This window comes from Sphingopyxis panaciterrulae (assembly GCF_014199295.1).
Lineage (GTDB): Bacteria > Pseudomonadota > Alphaproteobacteria > Sphingomonadales > Sphingomonadaceae > Sphingopyxis > Sphingopyxis panaciterrulae.
Genome location: NZ_JACIJH010000011.1, coordinates 1 through 15536, shown reverse-complemented (window position 1 = coordinate 15536; position 15536 = coordinate 1). Strand labels below are relative to the sequence as shown.

Sequence of the window (15536 nt, the reverse complement as noted above, 5' to 3'; positions counted from 1 at the left end):
ATGAAGCGGAAGCAGTTTTCGGAAGAACAGATTATTGGCATCCTGAAGGAGGCCGAGGCCGGCGCGGTGGTGACGGATCTATGCCGTCGTCACGGCATGTCGAGCGCGACCTACTACGCGTGGAAGGCCAAGTTCGGCGGGCTGGAGGTGTCGGACGCCAGACGGCTTCGGGCGCTGGAGGAAGAGAACGCGCGCCTGAAGCGGCTGCTCGCCGACACCATGCTCGACAACGCGGGTCTGAAGGACCTGCTTTCAAAAAAATGGTGACGCCCGCCGCGAAGCGGGAAGCTGTCGCGCATCTTCAGACGACGCTGGGGATGAGCGAGCGGCGGGCGTGTGCTGTCGTCGGAGCGGATCGCACGAGCATGCGATATCGCTCGTGCCGAGCTGATGATGGCGACCTGCGGTCGCGGTTGCGTGAGCTGGCGCAGCAGCGTCGGCGGTTCGGCTATCGCCGCCTGCATATCCTGCTCCGCCGGGACGGCATCACCATCAACCGCAAAAAGACGCAGCGGCTCTATCGGGAGGAAGGGCTGACGGTGCGCCGCCGGAAGGGACGAAGGCGCGCCGTCGGCGCGCGGGCCCCTGCGCCGGTGCTGGCGCTTCCCAACCAGCGCTGGAGCTTGGACTTTGTCCACGATCAGTTCGTCACCGGGCGACGCTTCCGGGTGCTCAACATCGTCGATGACGTGACGCGCGAGTGCTTGGCGGCGGTGATCGACACGTCGATCTCGGGCCGGCGGGTCGTGCGCGAGCTGGGCGATCTGATCGCCAGGCGCGGTGCGCCGAAGATGATCGTCAGCGATAACGGCACGGAGCTGACGTCGAACGCGGTGCTGGCCTGGTGCGGCGATGTCGGGATCGAGTGGCATTATATCGCACCCGGCAGACCAACGCAGAACGGGTTCGTCGAGAGCTTCAATGGTCGCATGCGCGACGAGCTGCTCAATGAGACGCTGTTCTTCACGATCGGTCAGGCGCGCACGATCCTCGCCCGATGGGTCGACGACTACAACACCGAGCGGCCGCACTCCTCGCTCGGCTACGCAACCCCGGCGGCGTTCGCCGCCGAACTCGAAAAGCAACGGGCGGGGTTAACCCCGCCCGTTGCTTCGCCTGCGCTTATGCGCGACAACACCCCTCGGCCTCTAGTTGCAGCTGGATGAAAGATGGGGGTCAGGTCAGTCGGAAGCGTTTGAGTTTGTTGAAGAAGCATTCGACCTGATGCCGTTCCTTGTAGAGGCTCCAGTCGATAGGCGGCTTTTGGGTGCGGCTGGGATTGGCCTTGATGTGAGCGGTTGCGCCAACATCGTCAGCGATGAAGGCGCGCAGCGGATCGGCGTCATAAGCAGCATCGGCGACATGGCCGACCCCTTGCCAGCCGGACAGGAGGGCCTCGGCTTGCGGGCAGTCTCCATAGTGTCCTGGCGTTGGGTGGATGCGTATCGGCAAGCCGATGGCATCGACGGCCGCGTGCAGCTTGGTCGTCAGTCCGCCGCGCGAACGGCCGATGGCGGCAGCTTGAGCCCCCTTTTGCGCCCGTCGCATCGGCATGGACGATGACATCGACGCAGGCGAGCGCGACCAAAAACCGCAAGCGGCGGCCATCAATGCTCAACTTTTAACGATCATCGCCTTGCGACGAACCAGGGCGGATCGGACAATGTCGCGCCGCTCATTCGCCATTCCCCGGCGTTTCGGCGGGGCGTTTCTCCGATGTATCCGGTTCGAATACATGCTCCAGCATCGCCAGCATCGCCGAGCGTCCCCGCTCCTTCAACCGCACGATGACCCGTCGGCGGTCGAGCGGATCGGGGAATCTTTCCAGGAATCCAGCTTCTTCAAGCCTGTCGATGCGGCGCATCGCAGCCGTGGAGGATTCCCCCGATGCCAGCATCAACTGTTTGACATACAGAATCCCGCCTTCCTCCCCGTTGATGAACAATTCCAGCATCATGTCCCACGCCGAATCGCGGAGCAGACCCGGGGGAGCAATCCGGGCCATTTTCAGCCGGGCCTGCAACAATTGCCGCGCGCCTTCCACGAGGAGTTTTTCCGCAACGCTGCTGTTCCGCGCGGCAGCACGGGACATAGCCTCGACCGCGCGCAGGACTCCGGGATTCGCCGCACCGCCGGCGACTTTCTGAACATCGTCCGGTCTATCCCGCATCCATCGCTCCTTCCCTGGCTCCGCCAATTTCGATCGCCTGAATCTGCTTCGTGAAATTCGTCCCAGGGCTAAAACGCGTGTGCCGCTTGGCGCTGCTCGACAGCCGGGGCGGCCTCGGACTTCAGCCAGTCGACGAATTCATACATCAAGGTGCCGTGCGATCCTTTGAGCAGGAGCACATCTCCGTCACGCAGTTCGGACATCAAACCAGCCCTCAATTCCTCGATCGAAGCCGTCCGGCGCCCACGCCGTTCGTCGGCGATTGACCGCCAGAACCCTTCATAAAGTTCCCCGACCGCATGGACGCGGTCGATGCCGTAGGCGGCGATCAGAGGCGCCAGCGCGGTGTGATAGGTGATGGCGTCCGGACCAAGCTCCCGCATTTCCCCGAGTACCGCGATCTTGCGGCGACCTCTTCCCGTGCTCCCGAGCAAGGCAAGGGCAGCCGCCATCGAGCCCGGATTGGCATTATAGGCGTCGTCGATAAGGGTTATGCGGCGCACGCCGAAGGACAGTTCGCATTGCTCACCGCGCCCGGCGACAGGCGAAAATTCGGCGAAAGAGGCAATCGCACGCTGAATATCGCCACCGGTCGCCGCCACAGCCGCGAGGACCGCCAAGCTGTTGAGCGCCATGTGGTCCCCGGCAGCCGTGAGAAAATAGCGAATCTTCCTGCCCTGGATCAGCGCCGAAACCTGACGGCTATCGGGATCATAGGCGAGCAGTTGGAAATCGCAGCCCTCGGACTTCCCATAATGGAGGATGGAAAGCCCGCGAAGCCGGGCCGCCATGTGCACACGTTCCCATTCGGCCATATCGCGGTTGAGCACCGCCACGCTGCCACGCTCCATCCCTTCGAATATCCGGCTCTTACGCGCAGCGATTGTGGCCAGATCGCCATGATATTCGAGATGTGCCGGCAGGATATTCGTGAACACCGCAATGTCGGGTCGCGCCAGCCGCGCATTTTGCGCCATACGGCCGATCGCGAGTTCGAGGACGACATGCGGAACATCCCACGCGATCGAAGCCAGATTCCATGCAATGCCGTGAGGAAGATTGGCAGTGTGGCGCGTTTGGCCGACCGCACCATAGGATGCGAGGGCGTGAGCGAGCATCGCGACGGTCGTCGTCTTTCCCGCACTGCCGGTTACGGCGAGGACCTTCGACGCCATCCGTTCGCGCGCATAGGCGCCCAAGGCGAGTACCGCATGGCCGACATCGTCGACGATCAGCCGCGGGGCCAGTCCCTTCGCGGCGTCGTCCCCGGCGGCGGCGATGAAGGCAGCCGGCGGGCATGGCAATCGCGCGAGAGCCGCGGCAGGAACTCCTCTCGTCCCCCCGGCGGGCCGAAGCGCGACCATGTCGCCGTCCCGCATCGTCGGCGGATGCATACAAAGGCCGCTCGCCGACCAGCCGTGGAGGAGCGGGTCGGCCCATCGCCCGCCCGTCGCCTTTACGACATCATCCTCTGTCCAATGAAGCGGCGCGGCGCTGGCCGCACCTTCTTCATGGGCGAAACCACCACCGACTTCGCAGGCGAGCAGATAGTTGCGATAGGCGATCAGGCCGGAAAGATAATGCTCGACGTCGTCGATCCGGACCCGGAACGCATGGTGTCGGATGAAGAAGCTGCCGGCGATCTTGCGCGGATCGGCAAAGAACATCGCGAGCTCCGGCCAGAAATGACCGTTGAGCAGATATTGGGCGCGATGATGCAACGCCTTGTAAAATCGCGGAACATCGACGCCGTCGAGCAGATGGGCCAGCGCGGGATCGGCCCGCAGCCGGGCGATCATCTTCTCCGCCGCCATCATCAGTTCCAGCAGCGTAGGAAAGGTCGTAATCCGCTCGAGGACGAAGTCCAGATAATCCCTGAAATTGTCGAGGCCGAACCGGAAATAGGCCTCATCGGGTCGATGGAGCGTCAGCTCGTTGACGCAATAGCTCAGCCAATGGTCGTGCGCCTGCCAATGCTGCTCCCGAATGAAATGACCGAACGCCTTTTCGACCGCGGCAAGCCAGCGTACATCGCCCGTCAGTCCGAACAGCCGCATCAGCGCGAAAGCTGCTTCGCCCTCGTAATAGATGATACGGAATTCCTGTTTCACCTCGAGCGCGGGATAGGTCAGCACATGGATGAAGCGCCCCGTCTCCGGATTCTGCATATGGGCGATCCCGGAGGCGAGGCCGTCGAGCAATGCAGCATGGCGCCCGTCACCGGTCAGCTCGCGATATTTGACCAGCGCAAGAATCGAAACCGCGTTGCCGCCAAGCTTGATCTCCGATCCGGCGTCGACAAGAAACGCCGCCTGTTCTCCGTTCGGCAGGGCGGCCGTGCGGATCAATAGGGTCACGAGATGGTCTAGGGCGCGGTCGATCGCTGCCTTGAGCACGGCATCGCCGATGACCTCCCATGCCTCTAGCATGGCGTAGAGCGTGCTCGCATGACGCAGGCTGTTATAGGATTGGATCGGCCGATCAAAGCAGGGGTGCCAGCCGTAATGGAACCGTCCGTCCGGTCCCACCTGCGACGCCAGATAATCGCTGCCGTTCCGGATCAGCCCGGATATGCTTTCCGGGTCGAGCCTCGCTATCGTACGGCGCCCGGAGTCTAGGCCATCGCCGTTCAAGGCATGGACCACGCCGTCCTCGCCGACGAAGGCTCCCTTCGTCGTGAATAGCCAGATCGGCCTCTCGTCGACAAAATGCATGCCGCGAAGGTCGTGGCGCTGCGCGGCATAAATGCAGAAATTCGCTTCGTTCAGAACCGCGGATGCCTGCTTCGGTCCACCATAGAGCATGGCGTTGGCGTTGATCTCGGTTTCCAGAAAGGCGTGCTCGAAATCCGCGTCGAGCGAAATACCGAGGCGGAAATAATTGCGCTTGACCTCCTTGAGACGGCTCCGCAGCCCCCCCCATGAACTACGCTCCACGGCATCGACCCGATCGACGCGCAACCAGCATGCTTTCGGCTCGCGGCGCGCCAGCTCGGCGGCCGCCCGATCCCAGGCCTCGGCCGCGGTCGCGCCCGTCACGGTGAACACTTCGGCCCGCCGCGTCGCATCGGTGAAGGCAACGAACAGCACAAACCGCCGCGCGCCCTTCGTCACCACCGGCGCGATGTCGGGCATAGCCGCGCGCAGGGACGCGAACCGGGCGAGCGTCGCCATCATCGTTCGCGCAGCGCCTCGCGCGCACGATTGAGCGGTTTGAGAAGATATTCGAGCACGGTCTTTTGCCCCGTATGAACATCGACGGTCGCGACCATGCCCGGCACGATGGGAAAGCGCTTGCCCGCCTTGTTCACCAGCGCATCGGACTTTGTGCGGACGAAGACGCGGTAATAGAATATCTCGGGCTTCACCTCGTCGCGGATCGTATCGGGCGAGATGGTCGTGACCACGCCGTCGAGGCCGCCGTAGATCGAATAGTCATAGGCGGTGATCTTCACGGTCGCGCGCTGCCCCGGGTGGATGAAGGCGATGTCGCGCGGCGCCATACGCGCCTCGATCATCAACTGATCGTCGAGCGGAATGATTTCCATGACTTTCCCGTTCGGCGACACGACGCCGCCGACGGTCGAGACCTCAATGCTCTTGACGATCCCGCGTACGGGCGAACGAAGCGTAAGGCGGGCCAGCGTATCGGCCCGACCGCGGACGACGGGCTCCAGTGCTTTGACCTCCTCGTCGGCCTTGGAGAGTTCCTGCCGCGCCTCGACGATATATTGCGAACGCAGATCCGCCTTCTTCAACTCCAGGTCTGCGCGCTGGCGTTTCAGGCGCAGAACCTCGGCCTGGCTCGCCGCACCGACCTCGATCAGCGATTCGCCGATCGCGACCTCCTTGCGAATGAGCGCAAGCGATTCGTCGATCAGTCCGAGCGAACTGGCCAGGCTGTTCCGGCGCGCATCGTACAGCCGCTGTTGTTCCATCCTGAGGTCGGGAAAATCGTCGAGTTCGTCGGAAAAGGCGAGCGGCGTCTGGTTCACCTCGGCGCGCAGCCGTGCCGAGGCCGCCAGCGCCGCGCGATATTTCGCTGCGCTTTCCTCGACGGTAGAGCCGGCGAGGGTCGGATCGAGCTGGGCGAGAATTTGGCCCGGTTTCACGATCGCGTCCTGCCGAACGAACAGCCGGGCCAGGATGCCGCCTTCGAGCGACTGGATCACCTGTTCGCGCGACGTCGGTACGACGCGACCGCTGCCGGTGGCGACCTCGTCGAGTTCGGCGAACCAGGCCCACACGAGCCCGGCAACGATGAGGGCGGATAAGAGCCACACCAGACGACGCGCGGGCACCAGACGGCCGTCGCGTTCATCATCGAAGGGCCAAGTATCGGCGGTCTCGCGCGTCGTCATGCCGCCTTGCCCCTCGCCTGCATGGCGCGCAGCGCCGCCGCTTTGGGCTGGTCCAGCGCGACGGCACCGTTGTGGATCACGATGATCCGGTCGACGAGGTCGAGCACCCGCATGCGATGCGTCGCGATCACCACCGTCCTGTCGCGGCTCCAATGCTTGAAGCGCTCGATGAACAGCCGCTCGGTCGCCTCGTCCATCGACGCGGTGGGCTCGTCCAGCAGGACAACCCGGGGTTCGCGGATCAACAGCCGCGCCAGCAGCAACGCCTGGACCTGGCCGCCCGAGAGCCCGATCCCGCCTTCGAGGATGACCTGTTCCAGTCCGCTGCGCGAACGCTGAATGAAATCGTCGGCACCGACCATCCCGAGCGCCTGCATGATCTCCTGCAGCGACGCCTGTGGATGACCGAGCGTTAGATTTTCGCGGATCGTGCCGTGAAAGAGGCGGCTCCCCTGGCTGAGCAGCCCGACGTCACGCCGCACGTCGGCGGGATCGATCTGGTGCAACGCCAAGCCATCGAGCAGCACCTCACCCGACACCGGATGAAGCAGCCCGGAGCAGCCTTGCAGCAAGGTCGACTTGCCCGCCCCGTTGCGGCCGAGCACGGCCACCTTCTCTCCCGCCTTGATGTGGAGATCGTCGACCGACAAGGCGGGGGAGGAATTGGGATCGGCATAGCGGAACACAGCGGAACGGAGCGCGAAGCGGCCCGCGATCGAGGGCAGTTGGATGCGATGCTCCTCGTCAGGATTGTCGACGGGAAGCGCCCTGATCTGGTCGAGGCTCTTGACGCCCACCCGCGCCTGCTGGAGCCGGTTCAGAACCTGGCTGACCTGCGCGATCGGCGCGATCATCCGCGATCCCAGGATCGACGATGCCACGAGAACGCCGGTCGTGATGTCCCCGGCCATCACCAGGGGCGCGCCAACGAAGATGGTGGCGGCATAGACGCCGTTCTGGACATTGTGCGTCCAGACCGTCAGGCTGTTCGTCAGGCTGCGCAGCCTGAGCTGAGCTTCCGCGGCCGCCGCATTATAATGGTTCCATTGCTGCTGGAATCGGTGTTCGGCCTGCAGGACCTTGATGTCTTCGAGCCCCTGAACCGCCTCGACCAGCATCGCGTTGCGAAGCGAGGATTCGCGCATCGCTTCATTGGCATGGGCGCGCAGACGACGCTGGGCAAGCAGGCCCGGGGCGACGAGAAGGACGAGCGCCGAAAGCGGGATCAGCGCCAGCGGTCCGGCGATGAACCAGAAGATCGCGAGGAACAGCAGGAAGAAGGGAATGTCCGCGATCGCCGCGACAGTCGTCGAGGTCAGCAGTTCGCGGACCTGTTCGAGGTCGCGCAACTGCGCGATGAAGGCTCCCGTCGAGGTGGGCCGGTCGCGATTCCGGACCCTGAGCGCATGGCCGAACACCTCATCCGACATCCGCATGTCGGCACGCTTGCCCAGAATGTCGATGATTCGCATCCGCAGGCGGCGAAACAGAAAATCGAATCCGATCGCAAGCAGGACGCCCGCGAAAAGAACGTAGAGGGTGGGAAAGGATTCCGCCGGTATGACCCGGTCATAGACCTGCATCGAGAACAGCACGCCCGCCAGCGCCAGCGTATTGGCGGCAAGCGAGGCGATGAGAATATGGGGGTAGGACCGGATGTCCTGGAAGATGATGCGGCGCAGCCAATGCTCTTCGAACGGCCGGATATAGGTATCGACCCGGGCATCTCGCACCGACCGTGCTGGACGCGCGACGACGCAGCACGCGGCCGATGCGAGGAGGCTATCGACCGCGATGCTGTTCTCGAGTCCCGCCTCTCCCATGATGGCGACACTCGCCTCGCCCGATGCGTCGATCGCGGTTACGACGGCGAGATCGCCATTAGCGAATTGCACGATCAGCGGCAGCCGCTCCGGACTGATCTTCGCCTCTTCGGCCGGGACAAAGCGGACGCGCAGCCCCGCCCGCCGCGCCATGACGCGAACCCGTTCGGGCTCGTCCCCTCCCGTCGCCCACAGGCTCGCGAGTTTGCTGTCTTCGGCGGGGCCCGGCAGGCGATAATGACGAGCCACGAGGCCGAAGGCCTCGATCCACGGCTCGGGACGAAAAACAGGGGCCGGAGAAATGACGTCTTCCATCACAGCGTCACCCCGCGCACCGCCATGCCGTTCAATCCGAAGACGTCGCGCTGGGCTCCCGAATAGAAGAGGCAATCGATCTGCAGGCGGCGCGTGTCATATTGGGAGTTGACGAGGTCGAAGCGGACTTGGTGCAGTTCCTGCTCGGCATTGAGCAGATCGACGAGCGTCCGCGTCCCCATATCGAGATACTGGAGGCGATAGAGGCGCCCCGTCTCGTCCATGCTGGCCCGCCGCGCTCTGAGCGTGTCGATCACCGCCGTCAGGCTTGTCACCTGCCGTTCGCCTTCGGCGAGAAGGCGGCCGACCTCGTTCCGGACCCGCGCTTCTGCGGCATCCGCCGCGGCCAGGCTATAGCCGGCGCTTCGCGTCCGTGCCCGCCTGGCGCCGCCGCTATAGAGCGCGCTCGAAATCTGAATTCCGAAATTATACTCCGCGCGCCGCGAAAAGGGATCGTGAATGTCCGCGCCGCCGCCCGCGCCCAGCGAAATCGTCGGCAGACTCTCGGCCTTGCTGCGCCTGAATTCGGCCATCGCCTCGTCGCGCTGGGCCTCTGCCTGCATGATGGCGGGCACCCGGGACCAGTCGGGCTCTCCCCGGGCGCAGGCGCCATGCAGCCCCGGCGGCGGGTCCAGTGACACGTCCGGGGCTGTCGGCCGCCCGAGCAGGTAGGCGAGATTGCTGTCCCAGCGGCGTCGTTCGGCCTCGATCTCCTGAAGGGCGACTTCGGCCGCCTGCACGCGCGCCTGTGCCTGCAGCGCATCCGATTTGGTGCTGGCGCCAAGGCGGTAGCGGTGATGGACGAGTTCGTTGATGCTCTGGATGCTCGCAAGCTGATCGAGCGCCACCTGCCGCAAAGCCATGTCCCGCTGAATTTCGATCACCGCATAGCTGGTGTCGCGGATCAGGCTGTCCACCGCGAGGAGCAGTTCCGCCCGCCCGATCCGCGTCCCCGCCTCCGCGGCGGCAACCGAACTCGCAACCTTGCCGAAATCGAAGAGCATCTGCGACGCCGACAGATTGGCACGCGGTCGCCAGCGGCTTTGCGTGACATTATCGTAGCTTGACCCGATCCCGCCGCTGATCTGCGGCTTGTAGCCGGCCTTCGCGATGTCGATCTCTTCGGCGCGGGCCTGCAGCCGGCCAACGGATTCGGTGACGGAAGGATGCCATTGAACCGCCTCGCGGACGGCGGCTTCCCAAAGAAGCGGTGATGTATCGGGGGTCGAAGCTCCGGACAGGATCGAAAGCAAGCCTATCGCCAGTATGAGCTTGCCACCCAATCGAACGCGATCCTCGCGCCGGCACCGCCCCTGAATCGGCATCCATCCTCCGAACGATTATCCGATGCACCAAAAATGCGACGGGAAAGTGCATCGAATATTCAGCACACTTTGCCGTCACATGTTCGAAGTATCAGATTAATGGATGGTTATTTCCGTTCAGTTCGTCGGGTTCATGGAAGGACAGGAAACCGAGAGGATCTTCGATTGGCAGCGAATTTTGATCCATTTCGGATGTTTCTTCCTTCCCGGAGAGCATGGACACTGCCTCGCTTTCAGTTGTTTCGTTAGGATTGCCTGAAAGATAGCCTTCCAGAACTTCAACCAGATCCCCCTGTCCTTCGAAAAGGTCGTAGGCGAAATTCTCGCTCCCGGCAGGAGTCCCGCGATCGCTGGCGATTGCGGTATCGAAGCCGTCGAGCGCTATGGTGTCGCCGGCCCCCGACGTCAGGGCCGAAGCCATGAACGGCAAGGTCCCGCCCGGATCGTTGACGCCGATGGTCACCGTCAGCTCCGCCTGGACGACTTCGCCGTCCGGATGCCGGATCTGGTATGTAAAGACATCAGTCTGGTCGGTATCGAAATAGGCCAGATTCGGATCGGGCTCATAATGGTAGCCGCCGCCCTCATCGACCGTCAGCGTTCCGTAAGTCCCGGTCAGCGTGGCGGGCGTATCGCCGATCTCGGCAAATCCGCCGCCGCTGTCGACCAGGACGGCGGTGAAGAGCGAGCCGGTCACGTCATTATCCAGAAGATTGCCATCGACACCGCTCACAACGTCGACCTGGAACTCGGTGAGATTGGTGATTTCCTGGGTCAGAGACACCGCCGAATCATATCCCAAACCGAGCGTATTGGTGCTCGTGACCTCAACATTATAATCGCCGGCGGGCAGGTCGTCGAAGGTGACCACCGCCCCGGTTCCGATTCCCAGGACGTTCGCGAGCGCAACGACGGTCACGGGCGAACCCAAGACGTTGCCGTCTCCGTCACGAAGTGTGACGGTATAGCTGGGCAGGACCGTCAGGCCCTCGCTGGTATCGATCACGACCTGCAAGTCCGAAACGGTATCCGCCGCGACCGTGAAGTCGCCGGAGTCGGTATCGGTGCTGGGAATGATTACCCCGATCCCGTTGTTCAGCGTGAAGAGCGGCGTATCCACGACATCGACGGTATTCTCATACAGCACCGCCGCGGTGGCCGCATCGTCTGTCGCGGCGAAGCCGGACGTGACGTCGGGACTGCCGATATCGATCGTCAGCGTCGCACTTTCCTGCGCGCCCCCGTCATTCTGGAGCGTGTAGGTAAAGGTCTCCACCTCACCGATGTTCGCGGCATCCTCGTCGGGCGTGTAGACATAGCTGCCGTCGAGATCGATCACGAGCGTACCATATTCGCCGTCAACGATGGTCCCGTCGGCCGTCACGTCGGTGGTCACGTCATTCACCGTCACGCTGTGGACGACCGTACCGGCCGGGGCGAGGTCGACCTCGCCCGTGCCGTTGGCATCAAGGATCACATTGCCTTCGGCGGTTTGCGCCACGATATCGGTGATGCTGGTATAGTCGCTATCCACTCCGCTCACATCGAGCGTCCCGAGCACGCCGGCGCCAAGCACGCCGCCGAAGGTCACGAAAGCCCGATATTCGCCGGCATCGAGATTGGCGCTTCCCGACAGATTGCCGTTGAGCAGACCCAGTTCGAGCAAGGTGCTCTCCCCGTCACCATCGACCCCGACCCATTGACCATCGACGAATTTCTGCAGGACCACCTGATAGTCGGCGATGACCCCGATATCGAGAAGCCCTCCATATTCGAATGTTGCATCGAGTTCGTGCCCCGGTGCGACCGTGAAGGATACGGGCTCGATACCGAGGAGTTGTAGCCCGGCAAGGTCGAGCTGAGGGTCAACAGTGGCCAGCGACACCAGCAGGAGATAGTTGGCGCTGCCCACGTCGACGTCGGTCGTGGCCGGAACCAGGTCGAGTCCGGCGCTGTCCGCATTGTCGAACGCATCGAACTGGTCGGGCGCCTCGACCGGCGTCGGCAGCGATTCGTTCCCCGCCGCGTCGGTTAGCGTCACGATGAGATCCTCGCCATTGGTCTGGGCGGGGATCGTCACGCTGTAGGTGCCGCCCGGCTGCACCGTATCGGTGCCGAGCACGGTCGTTCCGTCGGGGCCATAAACCGTGACCGTCGCACCGGGCTCGCCGGTACCGGTTACGATCGTACCCGTCGCATCGTCGACATCGGCTGTCGGCGCTCCAGGGGCCGTCAGGTCGGGCGCCTCGGCCGGCGTCGGCAGCGACTCATTCCCCGCTGCGTCAGTTTGCGTCACGGTGAGGTCTTCGCCATTCACCTGGGCCGGGATCGTCACGCTGTAGGTGCCGCCCGGCTGCACCGTATCGGTGCCGAGTATCGTGGTGCCATCCGGACCATAGACCGTGACCGTCGCACCGGGCTCACCGGTACCGGTTACGATCGTACCCGTCGCATCGTCGACATCGGCTGTCGGCACTCCAGGGGCCGTCAGGTCGGGCGCCTCGGCCGGCGTCGGCAGCGATTCGTTCCCCGCTGCGTCGGTCAGAGTCACGGTGAGATCTTCGCCGTTCACCTGGGTCGGGATCGTCACGCTGTAGGTCCCGTCTGGTTGCACCGTGCCCGTACCAAGAATGGTGGTGCCGTCAGGCCCATAGACGGTAACCGTCGTATTCGGCTCGCCAGTGCCGGTCACGGTCGCACCGGTCGCGTCATCCACGTCCGCGGTGGGAGCCTCCGGGGCCTCCGTATCGGCATCCGCGTCAGCGTCAGCATCAGCATCAGCATCAGCATCAGCATCCGCATCCGCATCTGCGTCGGCATCGGCATCAGCGTCGGCATCAGCATCCGCATCTGCGTCAGCATCGGCATCGGCATCTGCGTCAGCATCGGCATCTGCATCCGCATCGGCATCGGCGTCAGCGTCGGCATCCGCGTCAGCATCCGCGTCAGCATCCGCATCTGCGTCGGCATCGGCATCAGCGTCGGCATCAGCATCCGCATCTGCGTCAGCATCGGCATCAGCATCAGCATCTGCATCTGCATCTGCATCTGCATCTGCATCCGCGTCGGCATCAGCATCCGCATCTGCGTCAGCATCGGCATCTGCATCCGCATCGGCATCCGCATCTGCGTCGGCATCAGCATCCGCATCTGCGTCAGCATCGGCATCTGCATCAGCATCAGCATCTGCATCTGCATCTGCATCCGCGTCGGCATCAGCATCCGCATCTGCGTCAGCATCGGCATCTGCATCCGCATCGGCATCGGCGTCAGCGTCGGCATCCGCATCTGCGTCAGCATCTGCGTCAGCATCCGCGTCAGCATCCGCATCCGCGTCGGCGTCAGCATCGGCATCCGCATCTGCGTCGGCATCAGCATCAGCATCAGCATCCGCATCCGCATCTGCGTCGGCATCGGCATCAGCGTCGGCATCAGCATCCGCATCTGCGTCAGCATCGGCATCGGCATCTGCGTCAGCATCGGCATCTGCATCCGCATCGGCATCGGCGTCAGCGTCGGCATCCGCGTCAGCATCCGCGTCAGCATCAGCATCTGCGTCGGCATCCGCATCTGCGTCGGCATCAGCATCCGCATCTGCGTCAGCATCGGCATCAGCATCAGCATCTGCATCTGCATCTGCATCAGCATCAGCATCTGCATCTGCATCTGCATCTGCATCTGCATCCGCGTCGGCATCAGCATCCGCATCTGCGTCAGCATCGGCATCTGCATCCGCATCGGCATCCGCATCTGCGTCGGCATCAGCATCCGCATCTGCGTCAGCATCGGCATCTGCATCAGCATCAGCATCTGCATCTGCATCTGCATCCGCGTCGGCATCAGCATCCGCATCTGCGTCAGCATCGGCATCTGCATCCGCATCGGCATCGGCGTCAGCGTCGGCATCCGCATCTGCGTCAGCATCTGCGTCAGCATCCGCGTCAGCATCCGCGTCAGCATCCGCATCCGCGTCGGCGTCAGCATCGGCATCCGCATCTGCGTCGGCATCAGCATCTGCATCTGCATCAGCATCAGCATCTGCGTCAGCATCCGCATCCGCATCTGCGTCGGCATCAGCATCAGCGTCGGCATCCGCATCTGCGTCAGCATCCGCATCTGCGTCAGCATCCGCGTCCGCGTCCGCGTCCGCGTCCGCGTCAGCATCAGCGTCCGCGTCAGCATCTGCGTCAGCATCGGCGTCAGCGTCAGCATCCGCATCTGCGTCGGCATCAGCATCTGCGTCAGCATCGGCATCGGCATCGGCATCCGCATCAGCATCTGCGTCGGCATCAGCATCGGCATCGGCATCGGCATCGGCATCCGCATCTGCGTCAGCATCGGCATCTGCGTCAGCGTCAGCATCCGCATCGCTGTCTTCCGAGCCACCTCCGGCCGCAGCAGCGATGAGGCCCGCGCCACCGAGAAGCCCGAGGGCAGGCAATATCACGCCCTCCCCGGCGCCGCCGGCTTCTGCCGCCACCGAAGCGCCAGGCACGAGTTCGCCCCAGTCGACGAGTTCATAGAATTGCGGACCGGAGCCGGCGCGCGCCAGCCACATGCTGCCGTCGGACTCCTGCAGAACCAGGTCGCTCGTGGCGCCGTCCGCCGCCACTTCATAGAAATCCACGATGCGGATGGTCTCGCCCGAGCGCAGCCGGACGAGAAGATCGTCACCTTGCCGCTCGAGATTCGCGACATCGGCGCGGCTCAGTTGCAGCCGGACGACGCTGGGACTGTCCAGGTCGATGGAGTCCAAGGGAACGGAACGGGATTCGGCAGTTGCTTTGTCGAAAACTTCCGCTGCCATGATATTTCTCCATCAATTGAACGCAAACAAGGCCGTTCTCGAAATCTAAATAGAGATCGAGTAAATTTTCTCCGAAAGCGCCAATGAAGACGCCCAGAATCCGAGTAATATTATTTTCTATTGGAACTCATATCGGCGCCAAAAATAAGCTGCAACAAAGACCCGCCCGCAATTCCGTTTTCGGAACAGATTCCCAGAGCTATCTGGAGTGTATAATCAGATGGCGCTCTTCTTTCACCACGGCGGACGGCAAAAGCCCCGCCAGTGAAGGTGGGGCAAGGTTGAAGGTGGATGGAATTGGTGCCGCCGTCCGAAGGAAGAAGGGCGGAACCTCAGCTATCATGCGCGCGGCCACGGCAAATGGCTACCGCAGCCTCATGCATATTAGCACCGGAAACGGAACGGCCTGGGGTCACGACATGGCGAGGCGGTGGACATCTAACCGCGTTCCAACTTTCCCCTTAACGGACGATCTCAACCTCTTCGCCCATCTCTAGCGCAGACGCAGCGAACACGGGACGTAGTACATAAGCAGCTATGTGGGGCGTTCTCCAATCAAACGTGGGCAGGAGCTTTCAAGCAGCTTTCGGACCGATGCTGGGCTGCTCAGGAACTGTCGGCGCGACCACTTTACTGCCGGATGTAGCGCGACAAACTGGATGAGAAGTTGCGACGATCAGGATGAGAAGGTCTGACCGCGACGGTTCCGTTTTGGTGTGTTTGCTTGTCGCTGGCA

8 protein-coding genes and 2 pseudogenes are annotated in these 15536 nt (G+C 63.1%); 1 reads left to right on the top strand and 9 read right to left on the bottom strand.

Annotated features, from left to right (window positions below; all coding sequences use genetic code 11):
- A protein-coding gene (locus FHR21_RS14930; protein ID WP_184099743.1) for an IS3 family transposase occupies positions 1-1166 on the top strand; the annotation gives its coding sequence in 2 pieces (ribosomal slippage) (positions 1-262 and positions 262-1166; 1167 coding nt in all).
- A 10-nt stretch (positions 1167-1176) separates the two neighbouring features.
- Here FHR21_RS14930 and FHR21_RS14925 read toward each other — a convergent pair.
- From FHR21_RS14925 to FHR21_RS21320, 9 genes and pseudogenes are all read right to left on the bottom strand, one after another.
- Positions 1177-1545: pseudogene (locus FHR21_RS14925) on the bottom strand (transposase); the annotation flags it as partial.
- 130 nt (positions 1546-1675) lie between these two features.
- Positions 1676-2170 (bottom strand): MarR family transcriptional regulator, encoded by a 495-nt coding sequence (locus tag FHR21_RS21095; RefSeq protein WP_276569284.1) that lies wholly within the window; start codon positions 2168-2170, stop codon positions 1676-1678.
- Between the two features lie 68 nt (positions 2171-2238).
- Positions 2239-5304: a UDP-N-acetylmuramoyl-tripeptide--D-alanyl-D-alanine ligase gene (locus FHR21_RS14915; RefSeq protein ID WP_184099741.1), complete on the bottom strand. Its 3066-nt coding sequence runs from the start codon at positions 5302-5304 to the stop codon at positions 2239-2241.
- Positions 5305-5342: 38 nt separating this feature from the next.
- Positions 5343-6530, bottom strand: coding sequence for an HlyD family type I secretion periplasmic adaptor subunit (locus tag FHR21_RS14910; protein WP_184099739.1), 1188 nt, complete (start codon positions 6528-6530; stop codon positions 5343-5345).
- Positions 6527-8668: a type I secretion system permease/ATPase gene (locus FHR21_RS14905; protein WP_184099737.1), complete on the bottom strand. Its 2142-nt coding sequence runs from the start codon at positions 8666-8668 to the stop codon at positions 6527-6529. The genes FHR21_RS14910 and FHR21_RS14905 overlap by 4 nt, the downstream gene beginning before the upstream one ends.
- Positions 8668-9921: a TolC family protein gene (locus FHR21_RS14900; protein ID WP_246427259.1), complete on the bottom strand. Its 1254-nt coding sequence runs from the start codon at positions 9919-9921 to the stop codon at positions 8668-8670. Before FHR21_RS14900 ends, FHR21_RS14905 begins: the two co-directional genes overlap by 1 nt.
- 163 nt (positions 9922-10084) lie before the next feature.
- Positions 10085-12709, bottom strand: a complete 2625-nt coding sequence (locus FHR21_RS21200; protein ID WP_338113175.1) for a BapA/Bap/LapF family large adhesin — start codon at positions 12707-12709, stop codon at positions 10085-10087.
- Positions 12682-14379, bottom strand: coding sequence for a hypothetical protein (locus tag FHR21_RS21195; RefSeq protein ID WP_338113174.1), 1698 nt, complete (start codon positions 14377-14379; stop codon positions 12682-12684). The genes FHR21_RS21200 and FHR21_RS21195 overlap by 28 nt, the downstream gene beginning before the upstream one ends.
- A 112-nt stretch (positions 14380-14491) precedes the next feature.
- A pseudogene (locus tag FHR21_RS21320) lies at positions 14492-14800 on the bottom strand (BapA/Bap/LapF family prefix-like domain-containing protein); the annotation flags it as partial.
- Positions 14801-15536: the final 736 nt, after the last annotated feature.